General features: G+C 70.4%; 11 protein-coding genes. 5 read left to right on the forward strand and 6 right to left on the reverse strand.

All coding sequences use genetic code 11. The features are described from left to right. From VFA06_RS20030 to VFA06_RS20040, 3 genes are all read left to right on the forward strand, one after another. A partial coding sequence (locus VFA06_RS20030; protein ID WP_324842174.1) for an ERAP1-like C-terminal domain-containing protein occupies positions 1 to 1,239 on the forward strand: 1,239 nt, incomplete at its 5' end. A gap of 280 nt (positions 1,240 to 1,519) precedes the next feature. After that, positions 1,520 to 2,044, forward strand: a complete 525-nt coding sequence (locus tag VFA06_RS20035) for a hypothetical protein (protein ID WP_324842175.1) — start codon at positions 1,520 to 1,522, stop codon at positions 2,042 to 2,044. A 110-nt stretch (positions 2,045 to 2,154) separates the two neighbouring features. After that, positions 2,155 to 2,502 (forward strand): hypothetical protein, encoded by a 348-nt coding sequence (locus tag VFA06_RS20040; protein WP_324842176.1) that lies wholly within the window; start codon positions 2,155 to 2,157, stop codon positions 2,500 to 2,502. A gap of 103 nt (positions 2,503 to 2,605) precedes the next feature. On the opposite strand, the gene VFA06_RS20045 is transcribed toward VFA06_RS20040, so the two are convergent. Together VFA06_RS20045 and VFA06_RS20050 are read right to left on the reverse strand one after the other, a co-directional pair. Continuing rightward, positions 2,606 to 4,078, reverse strand: a complete 1,473-nt coding sequence (locus VFA06_RS20045; RefSeq protein ID WP_324842177.1) for a sialidase family protein — start codon at positions 4,076 to 4,078, stop codon at positions 2,606 to 2,608. 167 nt (positions 4,079 to 4,245) lie between these two features. Beyond that, entirely contained in the window at positions 4,246 to 5,151 is a 906-nt protein-coding gene (locus VFA06_RS20050) for an NAD-dependent epimerase/dehydratase family protein (RefSeq protein WP_324842178.1), read from the reverse strand. A gap of 115 nt (positions 5,152 to 5,266) precedes the next feature. Here VFA06_RS20050 and VFA06_RS20055 point away from each other — a divergent pair, with 115 nt between their 5' ends. Then, positions 5,267 to 5,845, forward strand: a complete 579-nt coding sequence (locus VFA06_RS20055) for a helix-turn-helix domain-containing protein (protein ID WP_324842179.1) — start codon at positions 5,267 to 5,269, stop codon at positions 5,843 to 5,845. A gap of 138 nt (positions 5,846 to 5,983) precedes the next feature. Here the strand turns inward: VFA06_RS20055 and VFA06_RS20060 are convergent, their stop codons facing one another. From VFA06_RS20060 to VFA06_RS20075, 4 genes are all read right to left on the reverse strand, one after another. Next, positions 5,984 to 6,802 carry an SDR family oxidoreductase gene (locus tag VFA06_RS20060; RefSeq protein ID WP_324842180.1) on the reverse strand — a complete coding sequence of 273 codons (819 nt, stop codon included), beginning with the start codon at positions 6,800 to 6,802 and terminating at the stop codon, positions 5,984 to 5,986. A 110-nt stretch (positions 6,803 to 6,912) separates the two neighbouring features. Continuing rightward, positions 6,913 to 7,779: an ABC transporter permease gene (locus VFA06_RS20065; RefSeq protein WP_324842181.1), complete on the reverse strand. Its 867-nt coding sequence runs from the start codon at positions 7,777 to 7,779 to the stop codon at positions 6,913 to 6,915. Next, the gene (locus VFA06_RS20070) at positions 7,776 to 8,630 is read right to left on the reverse strand and encodes an ABC transporter ATP-binding protein (RefSeq protein ID WP_324842182.1); all 855 of its coding nucleotides are present in this window, start codon (positions 8,628 to 8,630) and stop codon (positions 7,776 to 7,778) included. Before VFA06_RS20070 ends, VFA06_RS20065 begins: the two co-directional genes overlap by 4 nt. Before the next feature lie 66 nt (positions 8,631 to 8,696). After that, positions 8,697 to 9,431 (reverse strand): sulfocyanin-like copper-binding protein, encoded by a 735-nt coding sequence (locus VFA06_RS20075; protein ID WP_324842183.1) that lies wholly within the window; start codon positions 9,429 to 9,431, stop codon positions 8,697 to 8,699. 186 nt (positions 9,432 to 9,617) lie between these two features. Here VFA06_RS20075 and VFA06_RS20080 point away from each other — a divergent pair. Next, a partial coding sequence (locus VFA06_RS20080) for a response regulator (protein WP_324842184.1) occupies positions 9,618 to 9,975 on the forward strand: 358 nt, incomplete at its 3' end.

Genomic DNA, 9,975 nt, shown 5'->3' on the forward strand with positions numbered 1-9,975 from the left:
GGCATGACCGCGTACTTCGCCCGCCATGCCTGGAACAACGCCACGCTGCAGGATCTGATCGACGCGCTGGGCAAGGCCAGCGGCCGGGACCTCGACGCCTGGCGGGCCGGCTGGCTCGAGACCGCGGGCACCGACCGGCTCGCGCTGGAACGGGACGGCGACGGACTCGTGCTGGTGGCCGACGGCCCGGGCCCCGGCACCGGGCCCAGGCCGCAAGTGCTCGCCGTCGGCGCGTACGCCACCAACGGGACCGACACCGGCCTGCGGCGCCTCGCCCTGGCGACCGTCGAGGTCGAACAGGCGCGAACCCCGGTGGACCTGCCCGTCGACGCGCAGCTCTACCTCGTCAACGACGAGGACCTCACCTTCGCCGTCGCCAAGGTGGAACCGGCGCGCCGAGCCGCGTTGATCGCGGCCGCACCCGGACTGCCCACCGCGATCTCGCGCGGCGTGGCCGTCGCGACGGTCTGGGACCTGCTGGTGAAGGGAGAAGCGACCGCCGCCGACACAGTGCGCTGCGTCACCTCGGTGCTGGCCGTCGAGACCGGAGACAGCGTCATCGAGCCTTACCTCGACCTGGCTGTCGCGAGCAGCGAGCGCTGGGCTCCGGAGAAGCAGCGGGCCGAACTCGCCGCCATGGTCGCCGCGACGGCCCGACGGCTGGCTGATGACCCGGACCGCCGCCAGGTGGCGCTGCGGGCGTTCGCCAAGACCGCGGCGAGCCTTGACGACGTCGAGTGGCTGCGGCAGCAGGCCGGCGACGAGGTGGACCTGCTGTGGCGCGCCCTGACCCGCAAGTCCGAACTCGGCGGCGAGGTCGCGGACGAGGTCGCCGGATTGCTGGAGCGCGATCCGAATCCCGAGGCCTGGATCAGAGCGCTGACGGTCCGGGCCGCCGCACCCAGCGCGGAGGCCAAGGAGGGCGTCTGGCTGAAGGTGACCGACGAGCGCGCGGTGCCGGTCGGCGCGGTCTCCGCGGTCATGTCAGCGTTCTGGCGTCCCGGGCAGGACGAGCTGCTCGCGCCGTACGCCGCGCGTTATCTGGATGTGCTGCCGGCACTGGAGCGCGGCGGGATGATCCCGGCGATGGTGTTCACCAACCAGCTCTTCCCGCTGCACGGGATCGGCCGGGACTACCCCGACGCGGCATTGGCCGCGGCAGAGCCGACCGCACCCGTCGTGCGCAAGACCCTGACGGAACGAGCCGACCTCGTCCGCCGTATGCTGCGCTCGCGCTAAGCGGCAGTTCGGGCGGCGGTTCGGACAGCGATTCAGACCGCCGCCCGACGGCGAGGGGAACGGTCTGGTCCGGTCCGAGCACCGCTGCTGTCGCCCAGCGTGAGGCTCGGCCCGGCTTGAAAGGTGGCGCGAGGAGACTCGCGACAGTTCGGACACGACCGCTGGCCGCCCGCGTGCGCTCTTGCGCCGCGGTCGGCCAGACCTGTATGAGAACCCTGAATGCGGCAGGCTGCGGCCGGGCGAGTGGCCCGGCGCACAGGTCGAGGAGCTGATCGGGGTCTTGTCGGGCCATCCCCTTACCCAATTGGTCGTCGTCATCGCGGTGTGCGCCGCAGCGAGCGCGCTGTTCGGATTGCTCAAGGCGCTGCGCGGCCCCGTCGGCTTTCTCGCCTACGGCGGTCTGATCCTGACGCTCTACGCGTACTACCGGATCGGCGACAGGTACTTCTCGCAGGCGATCTGGCAGATCACAGTGGCCTGCCTTGTAGTCATGTGGGTGACGCTCAGGCGGGTGCCGTTCCTGCGCGTCGTGCTCATCGCGGCATTGGTCGAGTTCGGTTCGCGGATCAACCGGACGGCGTACCCGCACCAGACGGTCCTCGCCCTGGGCATCACCGGAGTCATGATCGCCGTCGCGACGTTCTGGGCGGGCCCGACCGCGCCGGCGCCCCCCGCGCCTCCCGCCCCCGCATACCGGCGCGGACCGGAGATGTTCGGCCCCTACGCAGGCAGGCAGCGTCCACAGCGGAGACGGAACGCGCGGTCCACGCTTTCCACCCTGTGGGGCTGGGCCCGGGGCCGCTGACGAGCCGGATCACACACCTGCGCGAGTGACCCCTTGCGCACCCGCCGGTTCGGATCGAGTCTGTGTTCGTACTCCCGTCAGCCGATACGACGCACTTCTGGAGGGGACCTGTGGCCAAGGAGAAGTTCGAGCTCGTCTTCATGGGCGGCGGCGCAATGCTCAACGCCATCACCAACCGCCTGCGCCGCGCGCCGACCACGCCGCGCGAAGAGGTCGGCGCCGCGATGCACGCCCTTGGCCGCACCTTCGAGGAGCAGCGCGCCGTCCTGGAGCGGCCGGCGCAGGCGGCGGCAGGCGAGGAACTCGCTGCGATCAGCTCCGCGTTGTGCGCCGCCGCGCCGAACCGCGAGGTCGTTGACGCGCACCTGGACGCGTTCGAGCGCCTGGTGACCGGTGCCGAGGAACTTCCCGAGGCGGTGGGCCGGCTGCGGGAAGCGGTCGCGGCCTGGCTCGACTGACGCTTGAGAACGCGTATAAGAAGGTTGCTGCGTGAGTAGCCGCTGCGGCCCGGACCGGATTTCCGGTCCGGGCCGCGACTTATCTAAACCCGGCTGATTAGGCTCAGCGGCTGGTGAGCGGAAGCGTCGAGGCGGCGTGGTCCGAGACGACGCCGGGTACCGGCTTGTCCGCGCCGGTCGGGGTCAGGACACTGAGATGGGTCTTGGGGGCGGCGCGCAGGCCGGCGGCCGTGGTGTAAGTGGCCTGGTTGAACACGCCGCCGCTGGGGGCGAAGGCGACCTCGAGAGCGGGGCGCGCGGTGCCGGCGGCGTAGGAGGTGGAGAAGTAGTCGCCGACCATGGTGCCCTCGGTCGTGCTCGGCAGCCAGGACAGGCTCATCGGCCCGGCCAACTGGGTGGCTGCGGTCCAGCTTGAGCCGCCGTTGGGGGAGGAGATGAAGCCGACGTCGAGCTGGCAGGTGCTCGCGGTGCACTTGGTGTTCGGATAGAAGTAGTAGGACAGGGCCAGCTTCGCGGTGGAGCCAGAGGTGGTGCGGTCTACCCCGAGACCCGGCAGGAAGTGGTCGACACTGCTGCCGGTGGCGTCGATCGGGACGCGAGTGACCGCGGACCACGCGGTGCCGTTGGTCGAGGTCGAGTACACGATGTCGTTGGACTTGCAGCCGGTGCGGAACCGGCAGTCGGCCCAGGCGACGTAGACCTTCCCGGAGGCGTCGATCTCGGCGCTGGGCAGCGGGCCGGAGCGGATGCCGCCGGCGTCGGCGTGGCTCTTGATCGTGGTCACCGTGGTGGTGGCGCTCCACGAGGCGCCGCCGTTGGCGGACTGGAAGGCGAGCAGCGAGGTCTCGTTGGCGTTGTCGGCCGGGACGATGACCGTGCCGTTGGGCTGCACGACGGGCTGGCCGCCGATACCGGTGGCGCCGTTGGCGGTGCGCAGGGCCGGGCCCCAGGTCAGGCCGCCGTCCGTCGAGGCGGACATGTACAGGCGGTTGCCGTCTCCGTTGTCGTCGAACTCGACGTAGCAGTTGCCGTAGAACGGGCTGCTCGCGGTGTCGTCACAGGCGATCCAGTCCTTGTCGAGGCCCTGGTCGGCGAAGGTGGTGACGGTGACCGGGTTGGACCAGACGGTCCCGCCGTTGGTGGACCGGTTGACCACGACGGAGGGCACCCCGAGCGACGCGGTGATCGGGATCGAGGCGATCAACCAGACCCCGTGCTTCGGGTCGTAGGCCACCGAGGCGTCCGAGACGCGCTGGAAGCTTCCGCCGCCCTGCCATTGGGTGATGCCGTTCAGTTCGCCGTGCGTCCAGGTCGCGCCGGAGTCGGTGCTGGTGGCCCAGCCGATGTCGGAGGCGCCGCCGTCGGTGAAGCGGCCGGTCTGCTGCGCCTCGACGATGGTGGAGCCGAAGGAGAACGTGTCCGGCTCCACCTCCGTGGCGTGCTGGCTCGAGGAGTTGGTGAACGGATCGGTGCTCAGCTGCGTGAGCGTGACGTTCGCGTGCGAGACACTGGTGCCGAGCAGGAGCGCTCCGCTGGCGAGAAGCGTGGTTAAAGCGGCACGTTGTCGTACGGGCATGACGAATCCAGCCTCCGTCCGGGTGTCAGTTGTGCGCTGTGCCGAGACGCGACAACGGACCCGGTCTCAGGCCCTGATCCCCCCACACAGACAGCCCCGCCGTGCGGAGCCGCGGCAACGCGGCGCCACTACTTGTAAGGTTTCTGTCACGGTCGGTGATGCGCACACTAGGATTGAGCGCCGTGAGTGTCAAGGGAGCGAAAGTAGTGGCCCTCCTCCAGGTCGGCGATCAGGCCGGGGTGGACCGGCTCCCAGCCGAGCGACTCGCGGGTTCGGGTCTCAGGCATCGAGATGTCGAGCGTGATGAACGGGAAGCCCTTGAAGTGATCCGCGGCCCGGTCGGCCGGGACGCTCTCGGCCGGGACACCGAGGTGACGGCCGATGATCTCGGCGATCTCGCGCACGGCGATGCCCTCTTCGGCCGCGGCGCTGAACCGTGCGCCGGAGGGCGCCTTCTCCAGCGCCAGGCGGAAGAGGCGGGCGACGTCCAGCGTGTGGCTGGCGGGCCAGCGGTTGGCGCCGTCGTCGACGTAACCGGACACGCCCGTGTCCCGCGCGATCCTGATCAGCTGCGGGATGAAGCCGTGCCGATCCCGGCTGCTGTGGGTGACCGGCGGCACGCCGATGAGGATGGTACGCACGTCACGCTCGCCCAGTTCCAGGATGGCGCGAGCGACGGCGGAGCGCGGATTGGCGTTGATCACCGCATCGCGCTGCGGGTCGCCGGTGCTCGCAAGGCCGACTCCGACGAAGGTTTTGCCCGAGCCTGCGAGCGCCTCGCCGAAGGCGCGCACCACGTCCAGGTCGGCGGCCACGGCGTCGGCGAACCGTCCGGCCGGGATAAGGCTGTGGTCGAACGCAAGGTGGACGACCGCGTCCGCTTCGGCTGCGGCATCGCGCAGGCCGGCGAGGTCGCTCAGGTCGCCCCGGCGCACCTGGGCGCCGAGTGCCTGGGCGGCCTCGGCCGCGGCGTCGGACCGCGAAAGCGCGACGACCTCGTGTCCGGTCTCGATGAGCTCGGGCACGACGGCCGAGCCGATGTGGCCGCTGGCGCCGGTGATGAAGACACGCATGAGAACTCCCACGGGAGACGGTTCACTCCGCCGGATCGCACGAAGTGATGTGACTCGGTAACATCACCACCGTAGCAGGGTGACGTTACCGAGTCACATCACCTATGCTTTCCGCATGGGTCGATGGGAGCCGGACACGCGCCGGCGGCTGGCGCAGGCCGCGCTCGAGCTGTTCATCGAGCAGGGCTACGAGGCCACCACGGTCAACCAGATCGCCGAGCGCGCCGGAGGGCTGACCAAGACCACCTTCTTCCGGCACTTCCCCGACAAGCGCGAGGTGCTCTTCGCCGCCGGGGAGCAGGCCCACGGCCGGATCGTGGCCGACGCGATCGCCGCCGCGCCGGACGGGGCCACGCCGCTGCAGGCCGTCGCCGCGGCCCTCGACGCCCTGGCCGCCGTCTTCACCGAAGAGCGCCGCGAGTTCAGCGCGAGACTGCGCGCCGTCATCCTCGGCAACAGCGAACTTCTCGAGCGCGCCGCGCTCAAACGCGCCGCTCTCGCCGAAGCCATGGCCGACGCGCTGCGCAAACGCGACGTGCCGGACCTTGCCGCGAGCCTTTCCGCCGACCTCGGCACCCGCGCCTTCTACACCGCCTACGACCAATGGGCGGACACGGACAACCACGAGGCCCTCGTCGACCTCACCCGCCGGACGCTCGACGAATTGCGCGCCACGCTCACCACTCTCGGCTGAACCTGTCACGCTCTCGGGGAACTGCGCCGTGCGACGCCGCCATGCGACGCTCTCGGACGCGCGCGTGCCGAGCCGGTCGAGCGGGCCGCGGGTTGAGCGGGTCGAGCGGGTCGAGCCGACGGCCACCACGGCCGCGCGTCAGCCCTCAGCGGCGTGCGGCACGCGGCCTTCGACCGCGCGGTTGCCCTCGCCGGACGCATCCACGAGCCAGATCTCGCCGTTGGCTTCGCCTTCGAGCCGGGCGATCAGGCTCGTGGCCGACTGTTCCGGCGAGATCAGCAAGCGGTCGGTCACGTGCCGGTTGAACTTCTCGTGCATCGCGTCGCCGATCCGGTCCCGATCCTGCTCACGAATGTGCGTCTGCATCGAGGTGTCCACCAGCCCGGGCCGATACACGTTCGCGGTCACTCCGGTGCCGCTCAGCTCCGCGGCGAGGCTCACGGTGTGCGCCTCGAGAGCGGCCTTCGTCGCGGCGTACGCGTTCGCGCGCACCATGCTCTGCGGACGCCCGACCACGCCACTTGAGATGTTGGCGATCCGCCCCCAACCTGCATCGATCATGGCCGGCAGCAGCGCGCGCGTCAGGGCGTACACCGCGAACACGTTCACCTCGTAGGCGTGCCGCAGCAGCGTGTCCGGCACCTCGGCGGTCGGCCCGAGAGGCTCGACGGTCGCCGCGTTGTTGACCAGGATGTCGATCCGCCCCAGTTTGTGGATCTCAGCGATCGCGCGTTCCCGGTCCGCGACGTCGCCGAGATCCGCGGGCACGACGTGTACGCATTGCTCGCCGACACCCTGCTCGGCCAGCGCGGCGCCGACGTCCTCGAGCTGATGAGTGGAGCGGGCCAGCAGGACCAGGTCGGCGCCGGCCTCCGCCAGACCGAACGCCAGAGCCCTGCCGATTCCGCGGCCCGCGCCCGTGATCAATGCTCTCTTCCCGGCGAAAGCGGCAGACATGACGTTCTCCTTCACGCTTGAGGTGCTGCGTGGCGCACTACCCGCGAAGCCGTCCGTTCCACCCCGGCGCGCCGATAGACCACCGACTTGCCAGCCGCTCGCTTCCCGAATCAGCCTTCGCGCTTGCCGTGCCAGCGGAACGTGCGCATCGAGACCGCCAGCCCGCCGATGATCCAGGCGAGCAGGACCAGCGCGATCTTGCCGTGCTCCCAGGATCCGGCCGGTTCCTGGCTCTGGAACGAGTCCGGCAGGAACACCGAGCGGATGCCCTGGCACATCCACTTGAGCGGGAAGACCGCGCCGATGCCGCGCAGCACCGGGCCCAGCTGGCTGTAGGTGAAGAAGACTCCCGAGATGAACTGCAGGATGAGGAAGGGCGGCAGCACCACCGCGGAGGCCGACCGGCCGTCCTTGGCCAGGCCGCCCAGCGTGATGCCGAGCGTGGCGCAGGTCGCCAGGCCCAGCACGAACACCCACACCAGGGTCAGCCACCGGCCCGGCGTCGTCGGCAGGTGCAGATGGAAGAAGGCGGCGCTGACCGCGAGCAGGATCGCCAGCTGCACCAGCCCCGAGGTCAGCGCGGACAGCAGCTTGCCCAGGAAGTAGGAGATGCGCGGCATCGGCAGCCCGCGCAGCCGTTTGATCGTCTTGTCGGTGCGGTCGGAGGCGATGCCGATCGCGACGCCCTGGAAACCCACGGACATCGTGCCGGTCGCCGCGATCCCGGCCGTGAAGTACTGCGTGAAGGGCACGTGGGTGTTGGGCACGTCGCCCTTGAAGATGGACCCGAAGATCAGCATCATGATCACGGGATAGGCGAAGGTGAAGACCACCGCGTCGCGCTGGCGGAAGTACTGGCGCAGCTCGATGTCCGCGCGGTGCAGCCCCAGCCGCAGGGCCGACGGCAGCGGCTGCGCGTCCTCGGCGCCGGTGCGGGGGAGCACCGGTGTGGCGGGTGTGGCCGGTGTGGCGCTCACGAGTCCCCCTCGGTCAACCGCAGATAGACGTCTTCAAGCGTGGGCCTGGTCACGGTCAGGTCCGGCACCTCGCCGCCGTAGCGGGCGGAAAGCTCGGCGACCAGCTTGGTGGGCGTGTCGGTCTCGGCGGTGCGCGGCCCGTCCAGCGGGTCGCTCCAGCCGACCGTGGCCGCGGCCAGATTGCGTCCGCCGAGCAGGTCCGGCCGGTCGACGGCGACGATGCGGCCGCGGTTGATCACGGCGGCCCGGTCCGCGAGCTGTTCGGCTTCTTCCAGGTAGTGCGTCGTGAGCAGGATCGTGGTGCCCGCGGTGCGCAGCGCGCGGATCAGCTCCCAGAACTGCCTGCGCGCCTCGGGGTCGAAGCCGGTGGTCGGCTCGTCGAGGAACAGCAGCTGCGGGTTGCCGACGATGCCCAGCGCGACATCGAGGCGACGGCGCTGCCCTCCGGAGAGGGTGGATACCCGCGAGCGTTCCTTGCCGCCCAGTCCGACCAGCTCGATCACCTCGCCGGCCGGGCGGGGCCGCGGGAAGTATCCGGCGAAGTGCCGCACGATCTCGCCGACGGTGAGTTCGTAGACGTCGCTGGACTCCTGCATGACGATGCCGATCCGGCTGCGCCAGCGCCGGCCGGCGGTCTGCGGGTCCTGACCCAGGACCTCCACCTCGCCGCCGTCCCGCCTGCGGTGTCCTTCGAGGATCTCCGTAGTCGTGGTCTTACCCGCTCCGTTCGGCCCGAGCAGCGCAAAGGTCTCCCCGCGCCGAACCTCCAGGTCGAGCCCGTCTACCGCGAGCGCATCGCCATACCGCTTAACCAGCCCGTGTACGCGGATCGCGGTTTCCCCCTCCGTCATGGAAGACAGAGTGCCGCATGCCCGGCGGACACGCCAGAGCGGCGGGCCTCTGCCGGGCAGCGGCGTCTAACGCACCGTGAACGCGCCGTGCATTCCTTGCTGGGCGTGGCTGGGCACAGGGCACAGATAGGTGTACGAGCCTGGTGCGGTAGCGCTGAAACTGGTGGTGGCGGTAGAGGCGCCCGAGCTGTCGGCCTCGCCCAGAGCCCAGATCGCGGAGCCGGAGAAGGCCGCGGTGGAGGTCGTCATCGGCATCCACGAGGTGTCGGCAGCGCTGTTGGCGGTCACGAGGACGCCGTGGGCCATGTCGGCGTCAGCGTTGATCAGGCGCAAGGTGACGCGGGCGCCGGCCGGGACGATGATCTGAGGGTTCGTCAGCCCGGCGACCTTGAACGAGTAGTCGTTCTGCTCGCCTGTGCCGACGACGAGGGTAAGGGTGACGATGTTGCCGGTGAAGGTCAGCCGGTTGCGGGTGGCGTCGACCGAGGCGCTGGCCGGGACCGCGTTCGATTCCGCGGCGGCCTGAGCAGTACTCATGCGTGAGCCGGAGGTGTTCGCCAGGGCGCGGCCCATCATCGAGCCCATGTTGATGCTGCCCGCGCCGGTCCAATCGCCCATCATGCCGCCGCGTCCGGAAGTGCCCGAGCCCATCATGGTCGAGTAGCCGCCGGCGCCGTTCGGCGTCGATCCGGTGCCGGTGTTGCCTGCGGCGGCCGACACCGGGCCGGTGGCGATCACTACGCCGATCGCGGTCGTCGCGCCGACGGTCAGGACTGCGGCGAGCTTCGTGGTGCGCTTCATGGTTCTCGGCTCCTTCAGTCCGCGCCGGCCGCTCCGGCGCGACACCTTCACCGTGCCGCCGCGCCGAGGGCGTGATGTGGCGTGCGTGTGGAGACGGTGTGGAGGGCACGGTCGGGACCTTCCGCACTGCCCGCGCGGGACCTTCGCGGGTGATTCCCGGGCCGCCGGCGCCCGTATATCTGAGGTATGGCCGCCACCGTGCTCGTGGTCGAAGACGAGAAGCAGATCCGTGACGTGCTGCGCCGCTACCTGGAGCGCGACGGATTCGCCGTGCTGGCCACCGGTTCCGGGGCGCAGGCAATCGAGCTGCTGTCCGGCGGTGCGGTCGACTTGGCGGTGCTCGACCTCGGGCTGCCCGACGTGGACGGGACCGAGGTGCTGCGTCACGCCCGTGCCCACGCGCACACCCCAGTGCTCGTGCTCACGGCGCGCAACACCGTCGAGGATCGGGTCGCGGGACTGCGTCTGGGCGCCGACGACTACGTGACCAAGCCCTTCAGCCCGACCGAGGTGGTGCTGCGGGTGCGCGCCGTGCTGGGCCGGA

It is taken from the genome of Actinocrinis sp., from assembly GCF_035653575.1.
Taxonomy (GTDB): domain Bacteria; phylum Actinomycetota; class Actinomycetes; order Streptomycetales; family Catenulisporaceae; genus Actinocrinis.

Bases quoted from the DNA above. Each gene is read 5' to 3' on its own strand.
- VFA06_RS20045 (WP_324842177.1), bottom strand. From the start codon at position 4,078: ATGCCCGTACGACAACGTGCCGCTTTAACCACGCTTCTCGCCAGCGGA.
- VFA06_RS20050 (WP_324842178.1), bottom strand. From the start codon at position 5,151: ATGCGTGTCTTCATCACCGGCGCCAGCGGCCACATCGGCTCGGCCGTC.
- VFA06_RS20055 (WP_324842179.1), top strand. From the start codon at position 5,267: ATGGGTCGATGGGAGCCGGACACGCGCCGGCGGCTGGCGCAGGCCGCG.
- VFA06_RS20060 (WP_324842180.1), bottom strand. From the start codon at position 6,802: ATGTCTGCCGCTTTCGCCGGGAAGAGAGCATTGATCACGGGCGCGGGC.
- VFA06_RS20070 (WP_324842182.1), bottom strand. From the start codon at position 8,630: ATGACGGAGGGGGAAACCGCGATCCGCGTACACGGGCTGGTTAAGCGG.
- VFA06_RS20075 (WP_324842183.1), bottom strand. From the start codon at position 9,431: ATGAAGCGCACCACGAAGCTCGCCGCAGTCCTGACCGTCGGCGCGACG.